Below are 12,738 nucleotides of genomic sequence, written 5' to 3'. Positions count from 1 at the left end.
CCTTTGGCTATTCTTATCTGCGTACTGGTTAACAGAATGGACAAGCGCATCATGCAGACGCAGCGTTATCGAAACACCTGGCAACTGGCGGTTGTAGTCCTTATGTCCTGGCTACTGGCCGGCTGCGGCATCAACAACATTCCGCGCTACGACGAACAGGTGAAATCCGCCTGGTCGCAGGTGGAGAACCAGTATCAGCGCCGTGCCGACCTGATTCCCAATCTGGTCGAGACGGTCAAGGGCTTCGCCCGTCAGGAGCAGGAGACGCTTACGGCGGTGGTCGAGGCGCGGGCCAAGGCCACCTCGATTCAGATCGATGCCAGCACCCTGGACGATCCGCAGAAGCTGCAGCAGTTCCAACAGGCGCAGAACCAGCTGACCGGCGCCCTGAGCCGGCTGATGGCGGTATCCGAGCGCTATCCGGAGCTGAAGTCGAACCAGAACTTCCTTGCCCTGCAATCGCAGCTTGAAGGCACCGAGAACCGCATCGCGGTGGCACGCCGCGACTTCATCGCCGCGGTCGAGCGCTACAACACCGAGATTCGTACCTTCCCCGGACGTATCTGGCACACGCTGATGTACAGCGACATGCCGATTCGCGAGAACTTCGAGGCTACCGCCGAGAATGCCGAGCAGGCGCCACAAGTGCAGTTTCAATGACCTCCAGGTTTCCGCTACTGCTGATCCTGCTGCTCTGGGCCGCTAGCCTGGTCGCCCAGGAAGCCGAGGTCCCGGAGCTGACCGGGCGCGTGGTCGATCGCGCCGAGCTGCTCGACAGCCAGGCCGAGGCGCGTCTGACCAGCATGCTGGCGGCCCACGAGCAGGCGACCGGTGAGCAGGTGGTGGTCGTGACGGTGCCGAATCTCGGCGGGCGTAGCATCGAGGAATTCGGCCTGCAGCTCGGCCGCACCTGGGGCATCGGCCAGGAGGGCGAGGACAACGGCGCGCTGCTGATCGTCGCCCGCGATGATCGCAAGATTCGCATCGAGGTCGGCTACGGCCTGGAAGGTCGGCTCACTGACGCGCAGTCCTCGGTGATCATCAATCGGGTCATCGCGCCGGCGTTCCAGCGCGGCGACTTCACGGGCGGCATCACCGAGGGTGCAGAGGCGATCGTCACGGTGCTTGGCGGCGACGCGTTGCCGGCCGAGCTGCGACCGGTCATGCCGATGGCGCAAGAGCAGCCCGGCGGGCTAGGGATTCTCGGCTTCTTCCTCATGCTGGTGGCTATCTTCGTTATCGGCGGCGGGCGCGGTGGTCGCGGTGGCGGTCGTCGCGCCTTGCTGCTGGGCGCCTTGCTTGGCGGTATGGGGCGGGGCGGTGGCGGCGGTTTCGGCGGTGGTGGCTTCGGCGGTGGTGGCTTCGGTGGGGGCGGCGGCGGTTTCGGAGGCGGCGGTGCTTCCGGCGGCTGGTAAATCAATGATGGATGAACGATGACCTTACTCAGCGAGAGAGAACTGCAACAGGTAGCCGAAGCGATCGAGCGCGTGGAGCGCAGCACCGACGCCGAACTGGTGACGGTGCTGGCCGCCCAGGCGGACGACTATCACTACATCCCGCTGCTGTGGGCCGGTCTGATCGCACTGCTGCTGCCCGGCGCGCTGCTGTTCTTCAGTGGCTGGCTCGGCGCCTGGCAGCTGTTGCTGGTGCAGTGGGCGACCTTTATCGTGCTCGCGGTGCTGTTTCGCATGCCGGCGCTGACCAGCCATCTGATCCCGCGTTCGGTGCGCAACTGGCGCGCCTGCAACCTGGCGCGGCGGCAGTTCATCGAACTCAATCTGCATCACACCGACGGCGACACCGGAGTGCTGATCTTCGTCTCGGAAGCCGAGCGCTACGTGGAGATTCTGGTCGACCGCGGCATCTCCAGCCGCATCGACAATGCCGCCTGGGAGTCTGTCGTCGCCTGCTTCACCGAGCGGGTGAAGCAGGGGCAGGTGCTCGAGGGCTTCCTCGGCTGCATCGAGGCCAGCGGTGCGCTGTTGGCACAGCATGTGCCGAAGACCCACGAGCGCAACGAACTACCCAATCGCCTGGTGTTGTTGCCCTGAACGCACGGGCTTTGCCGAGCGATCAGGCAGCGTTCTAGGCCATGCCGGGGCCTTCCGGTTCGGTAATGTCCTTCGGCTCGCCGGCGACGAGGTCGAACAGCGCCCCGGTGCCGTCGTCGAAGCCTGAGGCGGCGACGCGCTCGAGCCCTGAGAGCGGGCCGTGCAATGGCGAGACGCCATGGGCACGGTCGGCGGGAATCGCGGCAACCGCAGCGAGCACTTCCTCACCCGGCACGGTCTCGCACTCCAGCAGGCGCTCGGTGATGTGGTCGAGCGCCGGCTTCAGGCGCTGCAGCAGTGCAAGGCACTCCTGATTGAGCTGCTGCAGCAGCTCATCGGCCGCTTCCAGCGCTTCGCGCGGATCGCTGTCCAGGTGCGCGTCGCGCACGGCCTGCAGGCTCAGCAGCGAGCCGCGCGGGCCCATGCCGAGGGCGCCGACCATGGAAAGGGCGATCTTCGAGGCTTCCTGCAGATCCTGCCCGGCACCGGACGATACCTCGTGGAAATACAACTGCTCGGCGCCACGGCCGGCCAGCAGCATCTGGATGCGGTTGCGCAGTTCGGAGTACATGTGCAGACGCTTGTCCTCCACCGGCGTCACCAGGGTCACGCCCAGCGCCTGGCCGCGCGGCAGGATGGTGACCTTTTCCACCCGGCCGACATTCAACGCCGCCGCCACCAGCGCGTGGCCGGCTTCGTGCACGGCGATGCGCTTGCGGTCGGTGGCGGACATCGGCGTCACGCCGGAGGGCTGCTCGCCGATGCGGCAGGTTTCCACGGCATCGACGAAGTGCGCCATATCGACCTGGCTGGCGGCCGCGCGGGCGGCCAGCAGCGCCGCGTGGTTGACGATGTAGGCGATGGCGGCCGGCGTGAGACCGACGGTATTGCGCGCCAGCTGCGGAAAGTCCAGATCGGTCGCCGCGCTGATCTTGCCGGCATACAGGCGGAACAGCGCTTCACGGTCATCGAGGCCGGGCAGGCCGACGGCGATGGAGCGGTCGAAGCGGCCTTCACGTACCAGCGCCGGATCGAGCGAGTTGGGGAAGTTGGTGGCGCCCAGCACCAGCACGCCGGCGGCGCCATCGAAGCCGTCCATCTCGGCGAGGAACTGGTTGATGATGCGGTTGCTCTCGGCATCGCTGGAGCGCTGCTGTTCGGCGCGCTTGCCGATGCCATCGATCTCGTCGATGAAGATGATGCACGGCGCCTGTTTGCGCGCGGTGCGGAACAACGCCTTGACCTTCTGGATGCCGACGCCGAAATACATCGAGGAGAAATCGCTGCCGGTGACCTGGATGAAGCTGGCATTCGACTCGCTGGCCAGCGCCTTGGCCAGCTGGGTCTTACCGGTGCCGGGTTCGCCGGTCAGTAGCACACCCTTGGGTGGGCGCGCGCCGAGACGCGCGTAGGCGGCCGGATCGCGTAGGTAGGTGGTGACGTCGCTGAGGGCCTGCTTGGCTTCCGCGGCACCGATCACGTCGGCGAAGGTCACGCCGCTGCCCTTGCGCTGGACCTCGAAGCTGCGGGTCTTCATGGCGAAGAAAATTGCCGCCCCGAGCAGCAGCAAGGCGATTGGCGAGTAGGGCAGCAGGTAGGTGTAGAAAGGCTTTTCCGCGTCGGTCTGGAACATCGCCAACGGGAACAGCTCACCGCTGGCTTGCGCGTACTGCTCGAGCAACAACCCGGCGACGCGACCGGACTGGTCCGGCACCCAGTAGCGCAGGCCATCGTGCAGGCTGACGTACACCGCATCCTTACCCAATGCGGCGCTGGCGATGCCGGCGCCACGCAGGTCGCTCATCAGCACCGAAAGGTCGCGGCGATTGACCTGCCAGGGCTCGGTGGAGTCCTGCAGGGCTTCGAGCATGCTCGCCGCCGCACCTGTGGCCGGCGTCGATGGGGCGTTGGGGCGCAACTGCCAATAGGCGACGCTGGCGGCGATCAGCAGGAGCAGAAAAATGGAGAGTACAGGGCCGCGGCGACCTTGTAGCAGACGGGGTGTTTTCATTTCACATCCAATCGGGAAGGCCCGACGTTTCGACAAACCACCGCCAGGAGGCGGACCACAGTTGTTCGCGGGAAACCCCGCGGCGCCATTTGCATGGCGCGCCACAGTTCGGATGTGTTGGATGCGATTTATATGCCCGACTGTGTCTCGGCTCGGCAGACTCCGATAGCCGGCGAGAATACGGCAAGTGCCACCATAGGAGTGGCCACGCGACGAACGGACGGAAGGTTTTCGACGAATGACCGGTCACGCGGGGAACGAAAATCTGTGTCGGATGACGTGCCGCGGCGTCTGGCTCGGCGCGCGGCGGCTGGGACTGGCGGCGGACGGCATCTGTCACGTAAGTGATCCGACGCAGAGATTGTCCCGCAACGGCCTGTTAGGGTTCATCGCCGCACGGTCGCTTGTCACGAACCGGGCGCAATAAGAACCTGCCGACAGCCGCCCGGAACCGATGCCGGCGCGAAAAATAATGTCCGACCGACCCGAGACTTCAACATGCCGACCAACAAGAAGTATCTTCGCTGCGCTTTTCTCGGCGCGCTGATTACCCTCCTGCCACTCGCCTCGGCCAGCGCCGACGGGGAGACCATCAACCTGCTCACGCAGAATTTCCCGCCGTTCAGCATGGCCGACGATGGCAAGAATTTCGCCAAGGAGGGGGCGATCAGCGGCATCGACGCTGAAGTGGTGGCCGCCCTGTTCAAGCGCGCGGGCGTGCCCTATGCGATGACGCTGCGTTTCCCGTGGAGCCGCCTGCAGCAGCTGGCCGAAAAGACGCCGGGCTTCGCCGTGTTTTCCCTCAGCCGTACCCCCGAGCGCGAACCCAAGTACAAGTGGGTCGGTCCGCTCAGCGAGATCCAGATCGTGCTGCTCAAGACTCCTCAGAGCCAGATTCAGGTCTCCAGCCTGGAAGATGCCAAGCAGTACCGAATCGGCTCGAAGGATGGCAGCGTGGGCAGTCAGTACCTGATCAACCGCGGCATCGAGGTGCAGAGCTCGCTGATCGATACGCCGGCCAAGCTGAAAGCCGGCCAGTTCGATCTGTGGGCGACCACCAACCCCTCCGGCGAATACGAGGCGAACCAGGCCGGCGTCGGCCCGCTAACCGTGGCGCTGACCCTGAGTCGGGTCGATCTCTATCTGGCGCTGAACAAGGAAACGCCGGATGCGGTCGTCGAGAAACTGCAGCGCACCCTCGACCAGATGAAGCAGGAAGGGCTGCTGCAACAGGCGGCGCAGCGTTACGTGAACTGAAGGCATTTCACGCTACCGGATGATCGCCCCTGAGGCGATGAGCCATGTGTGTGCGGCATTCGGCTCAGGCTGGCGCAAGCGAAGACCGGTTCGCTCTGACTTGCATATCTCGCCTGGCCGGGTTCTGACAAACGCCTGTTGGTCGAGGCACCTCGGGCAAATACAGCCCAGTGCGCCCCTGTTCGACCAACAAATCACCGGAAAACGAAACGGCAGGGGATTTTTTGCCGGTTTGGACTGCCTTAGTCCAGTGGAGCGGGATCGCTCCAACCGCATTCCTGACGATTCGAGAATTCGATGACTGGCTTCAACAACTACATGCGGCGCGCCCTCTACATGGCTGCTGCAGTCTGGATTGCGCCTGCCACCGCCGAAAGCCTGCCCGAACCGGTCGGGCATGTGGCGCGGGTGGAAGGCGCTGCGTACATCAGCAGCCGCGGCTATACCAATGCCGCCAAGGTCGGCCAGGCGATCGTGCCGGGTGTGGCGTTGAGCACCGGCGCCGAAGGCGCACTGGGAGTGATTCTCGGCGACGGCAGTGTGCTGGCGTTCGGTCCGCACAGTGAACTGACCCTCGACGACTATCGCTTCGCCCCGGCATCGGATGAGCTGCGTCTGCGCGCAACGCTCTCTCGCGGCACGCTCAACCTGATTGCGGGCGACCTGGCCCGCCTCGATCCACAAGCCATCGCCGTCGATACGCCTGATGGCCGCATCGGCGTACGCGGTGGCCAGGTATTGATGAAGGTGGCGCCGTGAGACCGCTGGCGTTGAGCAAAACCATGGCGCTGCTGACGATGGTACTGCTGGGCGGTTGCGCGCAGCATTCCTATGTGATGCTGGCGGACGATGCGAATGGGCGCGGTGGTGTGGTGCTGGGGGAGGAGGGAGAGCATCGGCTGGATGCGTCCGGCAAGGGTATGGCGATAGCGGGGAGTGGTCAGCCCTACGCCGTGTCCGAAATGCGCCGCAAAGCGGATTTCGACAAGGCGCTGGCCGCCCAGCCGGCCCTGCCCGAGCGCTTCACGCTTCACCTGACATCGTCCGGTGGGCTGGACGACGCGGCCGGGCAGTTGCTGGACAGCGTTCTCTTGGCCGCGCGGCGCCGCGATTATCCGGTGGTCACGGTGATCGGCCACACCGATACCCTGGGTCATCGTGCGGCCAACGAGCAGGTCGGTTTGCGTCGCGCCCAGGCGGTTGCCGAGCTGCTGCGCAGCAAGGGCCTGGAAGCGATGGAGTTGCGGGTGGAGTCTCACGGTGAGCGCAATCTGCTGATAGCGACGCCGGATGCCATTGCCGAGCCGCGCAATCGGCGGGTCGAAATTCTGGTGCGTTGAGGTCGATGACGCGGCGACTGGCGCCGCGCCGGCAGGTCCGATCAGTCGATGACCAGAACCGCGTCCATTTCCACCTGTGCCCCCTTCGGCAGCGCGGCGACGCCGATGGCAGCACGTGCCGGGTACGGCTGCTGGCAGTAACGGCTCATCACCTCGTTGACGGTGGCGAAGTTGCCGAGGTCGGTGAGGAAGATGTTGAGCTTGACGATGTCCTTCAGCGAGCCGCCAGCCGCTTCGGCCACCGCCTTGAGGTTCTCGAACACCTGCACTGCCTGCGCTTCGAAACCCTCCACCAGTTCCATGCTTTTCGGATCCAGCGGAATCTGCCCGGACAGGTAGACGGTGTTGCCGGCCTTGATGGCCTGGGAGTAGGTACCAATGGCGGCCGGGGCCTTGTCGGTGTTGATCACGGTCTTGCTCATGGAGACTCCTCTGGGAATTGGGCGACGGGCAGCCAGCATAATGGCTGACGGCGAGAGCGGCCAGCCGTGGCGTTTTGCAGACAGGTCGAAGTCGACGGAGGAGGTCAGGCCTTGACGCGGGTGATGCGGGTGACGCCCTTGATCGCGCGCAGCTTCTTGATGACCCGGGCCAGGTGCACGCGATCATGCACACTGACCACCAGCTGGACGACGCTGATGCGCCCGTCGCGCTCGTCCATGCCGATTTTTTCGATGTTGCCGTCGGCGGCATTGACGCTGCCGGCCAGCAGTGCGATCAGACCGCGCTGGTGCTCCAGCTCGACGCGCAGCTCGACATTGAACTCGCCGGTGACATCCTTCGACCAGGACAGCTGGATGCACTTGTCCGGGTTGTGGCGCACATCGGCGATGTTCCGGCAGGTTTCCAGATGCACGACCATGCCCTTGCCGGCCGACAAGTGCCCGACGATGGGGTCGCCGGGAATCGGCGTACAGCACTTGGCATAGTTCAGCACCAGCCCTTCGGTGCCGCGGATCGCCAGCGGCCCTTCGAGCGCCGGCGCCTGCTCGTCGTCGCGCAGGATTAGGCGGCGCGCGATCACATAGGCCATGCGGTTGCCCAGACCGATGTCCTCCAGCAGGTCCTCGACGTATTCCATGTGGTACTCGGCGAGTACCTGTTGAATGCGCTCCGGGCTGATCTTTTCCAGGCTGGTTTCGAAGCCGCTGAGCGCCTTGCTCAGCAAGCGCTCGCCGAGGTTGATCGACTCCGAGCGGCGCTGCAGCTTGAGCGCATGGCGGATATGCGTACGTGCCTTGCCGGTGACGACGAAGTTCAGCCAGGCCGGATTCGGTCGGGCACCCGGCGCGGTGACGATCTCCACTGTCGAGCCACTCTCCAGCGGCTGCGACAGTGGCGCCAGGCGACGGTTGACGCGGCAGGCGATGCAGGTGTTGCCGACGTCGGTGTGCACCGCGTAGGCGAAGTCGACGGCGGTCGATCCCTTGGGCAGCTCCATGATGCGGCCCTTGGGCGTGAAGACGTAGACCTCGTCGGGGAACAGGTCGATCTTCACGCTCTCGATGAATTCCAGCGAGTTGCCGGCACGCTGCTGCAGCTCCAGTACACCCTTGACCCACTGGCGGGCGCGGGCGTGGGTGCCCTTGGGCACTTCGTCCTCGGGGGACTTGTACAGCCAGTGCGCGGCGATACCGTTGTTGGCCATCTCTTCCATCTCGCGGGTGCGGATCTGGATCTCGATGGGCACGCCGTGCATGCCGAACAGCGTGGTGTGCAGGGACTGGTAGCCGTTGGCCTTGGGGATCGCGATGTAGTCCTTGAAGCGGCCCGGCAGCGGCTTGTAGAGGCTGTGCACGGCGCCGAGCACGCGGTAGCAGGTGTCGACCTTGTCCACCACGATGCGGAACGCGTAGACATCCATGATCTCGTGGAATGCTTTTCGCTTGCCGCGCATCTTCTTGTAGATGCTGTACAGGTGTTTCTCGCGGCCCAGCACGTCGCCTTCCAGGCCTTCGCGCTCGAGGCAGTGGATCAGCGATTGTTCGATCTTGTCGACGATCTCGTTGCGGTTGCCGCGGGCGCGGCGTACGGCGGCGCGGATTCGCTCCGAGCGCATCGGGTGCATGGCCTTGAAGCCCAGATCCTCGAACTCCACGCGCATGGTGTGCATGCCCAGCCGATTGGCGATGGGCGCGTAGATCTCGAGGGTTTCCTTGGCGATGCGGCGGCGCTTTTCGCCGGCCAGCACTTCCAGGGTGCGCATGTTGTGCAGGCGGTCGGCGAGCTTGACCAGGATCACGCGAATGTCGCGGGCCATGGCCATGGCCATCTTCTGGAAGTTCTCGGCCTGGGCCTCGGCCTTGGTCTCGAAGTTCATCTGGGTCAGCTTGCTGACCCCGTCGACCAGTTCCGCAACGGTTTCGCCGAACTGCGCAACCAGTGCGTCCTTGGGAATGCCGGTGTCTTCGATGACGTCATGCAGCATCGCGGCCATCAGGCTCTGATGGTCCATGTGCATGTCGGCGAGGATATTGGCTACCGCGAGAGGATGGGTGACGTAGGCTTCACCGCTGCGCCGGCGCTGCCCGTCGTGGGCCTGCTCGGCGTAGAAATAGGCACGGCGGACCAGGTTGACCTGGTCCGGGCCGAGATAGGTCGATAGGCGATCCGCAAGCGCGTCTATGGCTGGCAAGACAGTGCTCCTTGCCAGCGGGCTTCGATGTTATCGGTTCGACTTCGACCTGGCATTTATTCAGATGGCCTCGTTCGGCTCTTCCTCGTACTGGGTGAAGAGCGGTTCGTCGTCAACGATCTCGTCTTGTGCAATGACATCGTAGTCGACCAGGCCGGAAGCGATTTCGCGCAGGGCGACGACGGTCGGCTTGTCATTTTCCCATGCGACCTTGGGCTCCTTGCCACCGGTGGCCAGCTGGCGCGAGCGCTTGGTAGCGAGCATGACCAGCTCGAAGCGGTTATCGACGTTGTCCAGGCAATCTTCAACGGTAACGCGGGCCATGGTGTTCCTCATCAATAGCGGTAGAGCGTGCCCGAATGGGCGAGCGGACGGAGTAGTCTAAAAAATCACCAGCCGTAATGGAAGCGCTGTTTCTGCGGGCTATGCGCCAACGGGGCTACGCGAGCAATTCGCCGAGCAGGCGGGCGTGGCGCTGTTGCTGGGTCTTCTGTATCAGCTGGTTGGCACGGAAAATCGACTGCAGGTCGATCAGGGCGTGGGCGAAGTCGTCGTTGATCACCAGGTAGTCGTATTCGACGTAGTGGCTCATTTCGCTGACAGCTTCGCGCATGCGCTTGTCGATGATCTCGTCACTGTCCTGACCGCGGTTGTTGAGGCGTTGGCGCAGTGCTTCCTGGGTCGGCGGCAGGATGAAGATCGACTTGGCCTGCGGCATCAGCCGGCGCACCTGCTGGGCACCCTGCCAGTCGATTTCCAGGATCAGGTCGAAGCCCTCGGCCAAGGTCTGCTCCAGCCAGCGCTGCGAGGTGCCGTACAGGTTGCCGAACACCTCGGCATGCTCGAGAAACTCGTTGCGCTCCAGGCGCGCGAGAAAATCCTCGCGACTGACGAAGTGGTAGTTGACCCCGTCGACCTCACCCGGTCGCATGGCGCGAGTGGTGTGGGACACCGACACGCGTACCTGCGGTTGTGCATCGACCAGCGCCTTGACCAGGCTGGTCTTGCCGGCCCCGGAAGGCGCGGAAACGATATAGAGCGTACCGGTGGTGGCGGACATGACGGGTTCCTGAAAAGCGCTGTTAATGCTGTGGGACAAAAATAGACCAGCCGCTGCGGCGGCTGATGGTTATTCGAGGTTCTGCACCTGCTCGCGCATCTGCTCGATCAGTACCTTCAGATTGACCGCGGCCTGAGTGCTGCGCGGGTCGAAGGCTTTCGAGCCGAGGGTGTTGGCTTCGCGATTGAGCTCCTGCATGAGGAAGTCGAGTCGGCGTCCGGCCGCGCCGCCGGTCTTGAGTACGCGTCGTACTTCGGCCACGTGGGTATCCAGACGGTCCAACTCTTCGGCGACATCGCTCTTCTGCGCCAACAGCACCATTTCCTGTTCGAGGCGCTGCGGGTCGAGCTCTGCCTGCATTTCGCTGAATCGGTCGAGCACCTTCTGGCGCTGGGCTGCGAGCATCTGCGGCACCTGTTCGCGCAGCGTGGCCACTTCTTCGAGGATGCTGTCCAGACGATCGTTGAGCAGCTTGGCCAACTCGTCGCCTTCACGCCGGCGGCCTTCCTTGAGCTGCTCGAGTGCGCTGTGGAAGAGCTGTAGAGCGCTCTGGTTGAGTGCCTGTGGGTCGACTGCGTCGCCGACCAGTACGCCCGGCCAGCCAAGTACCTGCAGCGGGTCAATCGGTGCGGGTTGGCGGATCAGTGCGGCAACGCTTTCGGCGGCGGCGATCAACTGGCTGGCGCGCTCGCGGTCGACCTGCAGGGCGGTGCCGTTGTTTTCCTCGGTGAAGCGCAGGGTGCATTCCACCTTGCCGCGTGAGATGCCTTTGCGCAGCGCATCGCGAACCGCGCCTTCGAGGTCGCGGAAGGCTTCCGGCAGGCGCAGGTGCGGCTCGAGATAGCGATGATTGACCGAGCGGATTTCCCAGCTGAGGGTGCCATGGGCGCCGGCCTGCTCGCTGCGGGCAAAGGCCGTCATGCTGTGGACCATCGGGGGATACCTCTCGATTACGGGCTGCGAAAGGCGAAGGATTGTAAAGGAAAACGGGGTGTCACGGCAGCGATGGCCGGACGGTCGCGACCCTTTTCCGCGCCAATGGGCTCTATAATGCCGGTCAATTTCCTATCTAGCAGGACCTATACATGAAGCGACCTAGTGGCCGTGCCGCCGATCAGCTGCGCTCGATCCGCATCACCCGCAACTACACCAAACATGCCGAGGGTTCGGTGCTGGTGGAGTTCGGCGACACCAAGGTGATCTGCACGGTCAGCATCGAGTCCGGCGTTCCGCGTTTTCTCAAAGGGCAGGGGCAGGGTTGGCTGACCGCCGAGTACGGCATGCTGCCGCGTGCTACCGGTGAGCGGAACCAGCGTGAAGCCTCGCGCGGCAAGCAGGGTGGACGCACGCTGGAAATCCAGCGCCTGATCGGTCGTTCGCTGCGTGCGGCGCTTGATATGAGCAAGCTCGGCGAGAACACGCTGTTCATCGACTGCGATGTGATCCAGGCCGACGGCGGTACGCGCACGGCGTCGATTACCGGTGCCATGGTGGCGTTGATCGATGCGCTCAAGGTACTGAAGAAGCGTGGCGGTCTGAAGGCGGGCGATCCGGTCAAGCAAATGATCGCTGCGGTGTCGGTCGGTATCTATCAGGGCGAGCCGGTGCTGGATCTGGATTACCTGGAGGATTCGGCGGCCGAAACCGACCTGAACGTGGTGATGACTGACGCCGGTGGCTTCATCGAGGTGCAGGGTACTGCCGAAGGTGCGCCGTTCCAGCCTGCTGAACTCAATGCCATGCTGGCCCTGGCTCAGGACGGTGTACGTCAGTTGTTCGAGTTGCAGCGCGCCGCGCTGGCTGACTGAGCGAGAGGTAACGCGAAATGACCGATCAGGACCTCGTGCCGCTGCCCAGTCGCGAAGCGCGTCAGTGGGCGATGTTTTGCCACTACTCGTCGTTCTTCTGGTTTCTGGCGCCGATGATCGGCAACGTGATCGGTCCGCTGATCGTCTGGCAGTTGAAGAAGGACATGGATCCCTTCGTCGATCAGCAGGGCAAGGAAGCCCTGAATTTCCAGCTTACCTTCAGCATCGTGATGATGATCTGCGGCTTACTGGCCTGGATCCTCATCGGCTTTCCGCTGATGGTACTGGTGAGCGTAGTGGCGCTGGTGCTGGTGGTGATCGCCGGCATCCGTGCCAACGAGGGCAAGCCCTACCGCTATCCGTTCTGCTGGCGGCTGGTCAAATGAAGGCGAGCTGCAAGCCATAAGCGGCAGGAAAAGCAGGCTCAAGCCATAAGCTGCAAGGCAGGAACAGGTTTGGCAGGCGTTTGGCGCCGCCCGGACACTGATTCGCTTGCAGCTTGCAGCTTGCAGCTTGCAGCTTGCAGCTTGCAGCTTGCAGCTTGCAGCTTGCAGCTTGCAGCTTGCAGCTTGCAGC

Annotated in this window: 14 protein-coding genes; 8 read left to right on the top strand and 6 right to left on the bottom strand. The window is 63.9% G+C overall.

All coding sequences use genetic code 11. The features are described 5' to 3' along the window. Nucleotides 1–36 precede the first annotated feature (36 nt). From P5704_011345 to P5704_011335, 3 genes are read left to right on the top strand one after another with little or no spacing between them, the layout of a single operon-like run. Nucleotides 37–660, top strand: a complete 624-nt coding sequence (locus P5704_011345; GenBank protein ID WOF81014.1) for a LemA family protein — start codon at nucleotides 37–39, stop codon at nucleotides 658–660. Beyond that, on the top strand, nucleotides 657–1,415 hold the full coding sequence (locus P5704_011340; protein WOF81013.1) for a TPM domain-containing protein: 759 nt from the start codon (nucleotides 657–659) through the stop codon (nucleotides 1,413–1,415). The genes P5704_011345 and P5704_011340 overlap by 4 nt, the downstream gene beginning before the upstream one ends. An 18-nt stretch (nucleotides 1,416–1,433) precedes the next feature. Beyond that, on the top strand, nucleotides 1,434–2,051 hold the full coding sequence (locus P5704_011335; protein ID WOF81012.1) for a TPM domain-containing protein: 618 nt from the start codon (nucleotides 1,434–1,436) through the stop codon (nucleotides 2,049–2,051). Between the two features lie 34 nt (nucleotides 2,052–2,085). On the opposite strand, the gene P5704_011330 is transcribed toward P5704_011335, so the two are convergent. Continuing rightward, nucleotides 2,086–4,062 (bottom strand): AAA family ATPase, encoded by a 1,977-nt coding sequence (locus P5704_011330; protein WOF81011.1) that lies wholly within the window; start codon nucleotides 4,060–4,062, stop codon nucleotides 2,086–2,088. 498 nt (nucleotides 4,063–4,560) lie between these two features. Between P5704_011330 and P5704_011325 the strand changes: the two genes are divergently transcribed. The 3 genes from P5704_011325 to P5704_011315 all read left to right on the top strand — a co-directional run bounded on the left by P5704_011325 (nucleotide 4,561) and on the right by P5704_011315 (nucleotide 6,659). Continuing rightward, nucleotides 4,561–5,319: an ABC transporter substrate-binding protein gene (locus P5704_011325; GenBank protein ID WOF81010.1), complete on the top strand. Its 759-nt coding sequence runs from the start codon at nucleotides 4,561–4,563 to the stop codon at nucleotides 5,317–5,319. 297 nt (nucleotides 5,320–5,616) lie between these two features. After that, complete coding sequence (locus P5704_011320) at nucleotides 5,617–6,078, top strand: FecR domain-containing protein (protein WOF81009.1); 462 nt, start codon at nucleotides 5,617–5,619, stop codon at nucleotides 6,076–6,078. After that, a complete protein-coding gene (locus tag P5704_011315; GenBank protein ID WOF81008.1) occupies nucleotides 6,075–6,659 on the top strand; it encodes an OmpA family protein in 585 nt (194 codons plus the stop codon). The genes P5704_011320 and P5704_011315 overlap by 4 nt, the downstream gene beginning before the upstream one ends. 41 nt (nucleotides 6,660–6,700) lie before the next feature. On the opposite strand, the gene P5704_011310 is transcribed toward P5704_011315, so the two are convergent. From P5704_011310 to P5704_011290, 5 genes are all read right to left on the bottom strand, one after another. After that, nucleotides 6,701–7,081 carry a RidA family protein gene (locus P5704_011310; protein ID WOF81007.1) on the bottom strand — a complete coding sequence of 127 codons (381 nt, stop codon included), beginning with the start codon at nucleotides 7,079–7,081 and terminating at the stop codon, nucleotides 6,701–6,703. A 104-nt stretch (nucleotides 7,082–7,185) separates the two neighbouring features. Continuing rightward, entirely contained in the window at nucleotides 7,186–9,294 is a 2,109-nt protein-coding gene (gene spoT, locus P5704_011305; GenBank protein WOF81006.1) for a bifunctional GTP diphosphokinase/guanosine-3',5'-bis pyrophosphate 3'-pyrophosphohydrolase, read from the bottom strand. Nucleotides 9,295–9,354: 60 nt separating this feature from the next. Next, nucleotides 9,355–9,618: a DNA-directed RNA polymerase subunit omega gene (gene rpoZ / locus P5704_011300; GenBank protein WOF81005.1), complete on the bottom strand. Its 264-nt coding sequence runs from the start codon at nucleotides 9,616–9,618 to the stop codon at nucleotides 9,355–9,357. A 115-nt stretch (nucleotides 9,619–9,733) separates the two neighbouring features. Further along, nucleotides 9,734–10,354: a guanylate kinase gene (gene gmk, locus P5704_011295; GenBank protein WOF81004.1), complete on the bottom strand. Its 621-nt coding sequence runs from the start codon at nucleotides 10,352–10,354 to the stop codon at nucleotides 9,734–9,736. Between the two features lie 69 nt (nucleotides 10,355–10,423). Continuing rightward, the gene (locus P5704_011290) at nucleotides 10,424–11,287 is read right to left on the bottom strand and encodes a YicC/YloC family endoribonuclease (protein ID WOF81003.1); all 864 of its coding nucleotides are present in this window, start codon (nucleotides 11,285–11,287) and stop codon (nucleotides 10,424–10,426) included. A gap of 152 nt (nucleotides 11,288–11,439) precedes the next feature. Between P5704_011290 and rph the strand changes: the two genes are divergently transcribed. Then, the gene (gene rph, locus P5704_011285) at nucleotides 11,440–12,162 is read left to right on the top strand and encodes a ribonuclease PH (protein WOF81002.1); all 723 of its coding nucleotides are present in this window, start codon (nucleotides 11,440–11,442) and stop codon (nucleotides 12,160–12,162) included. A gap of 17 nt (nucleotides 12,163–12,179) precedes the next feature. Continuing rightward, nucleotides 12,180–12,548 (top strand): DUF4870 domain-containing protein, encoded by a 369-nt coding sequence (locus tag P5704_011280; GenBank protein WOF81001.1) that lies wholly within the window; start codon nucleotides 12,180–12,182, stop codon nucleotides 12,546–12,548. The last annotated feature ends 190 nt before the right edge of the window (nucleotides 12,549–12,738 follow it).

It is taken from the genome of Pseudomonas sp. FeN3W (assembly GCA_030263805.2).
Taxonomy (GTDB): domain Bacteria; phylum Pseudomonadota; class Gammaproteobacteria; order Pseudomonadales; family Pseudomonadaceae; genus Stutzerimonas; species Stutzerimonas stutzeri_G.
Note: the sequence above shows the minus strand (reverse complement) of the source record. Positions and strands in the feature narration are given on the sequence as shown.

What these genes read in the sequence shown, in the direction of transcription:
- P5704_011345 (WOF81014.1), top strand. Translation starts at nt 37, where the DNA reads ATGGACAAGCGCATCATGCAGACGCAGCGTTATCGAAACACCTGGCAA.
- P5704_011340 (WOF81013.1), top strand. Translation starts at nt 657, where the DNA reads ATGACCTCCAGGTTTCCGCTACTGCTGATCCTGCTGCTCTGGGCCGCT.
- P5704_011335 (WOF81012.1), top strand. Translation starts at nt 1,434, where the DNA reads ATGACCTTACTCAGCGAGAGAGAACTGCAACAGGTAGCCGAAGCGATC.
- P5704_011330 (WOF81011.1), bottom strand. Translation starts at nt 4,062, where the DNA reads ATGAAAACACCCCGTCTGCTACAAGGTCGCCGCGGCCCTGTACTCTCC.
- P5704_011325 (WOF81010.1), top strand. Translation starts at nt 4,561, where the DNA reads ATGCCGACCAACAAGAAGTATCTTCGCTGCGCTTTTCTCGGCGCGCTG.
- P5704_011320 (WOF81009.1), top strand. Translation starts at nt 5,617, where the DNA reads ATGACTGGCTTCAACAACTACATGCGGCGCGCCCTCTACATGGCTGCT.
- P5704_011310 (WOF81007.1), bottom strand. Translation starts at nt 7,081, where the DNA reads ATGAGCAAGACCGTGATCAACACCGACAAGGCCCCGGCCGCCATTGGT.
- rpoZ (WOF81005.1), bottom strand. Translation starts at nt 9,618, where the DNA reads ATGGCCCGCGTTACCGTTGAAGATTGCCTGGACAACGTCGATAACCGC.
- gmk (WOF81004.1), bottom strand. Translation starts at nt 10,354, where the DNA reads ATGTCCGCCACCACCGGTACGCTCTATATCGTTTCCGCGCCTTCCGGG.
- P5704_011290 (WOF81003.1), bottom strand. Translation starts at nt 11,287, where the DNA reads ATGGTCCACAGCATGACGGCCTTTGCCCGCAGCGAGCAGGCCGGCGCC.
- rph (WOF81002.1), top strand. Translation starts at nt 11,440, where the DNA reads ATGAAGCGACCTAGTGGCCGTGCCGCCGATCAGCTGCGCTCGATCCGC.
- P5704_011280 (WOF81001.1), top strand. Translation starts at nt 12,180, where the DNA reads ATGACCGATCAGGACCTCGTGCCGCTGCCCAGTCGCGAAGCGCGTCAG.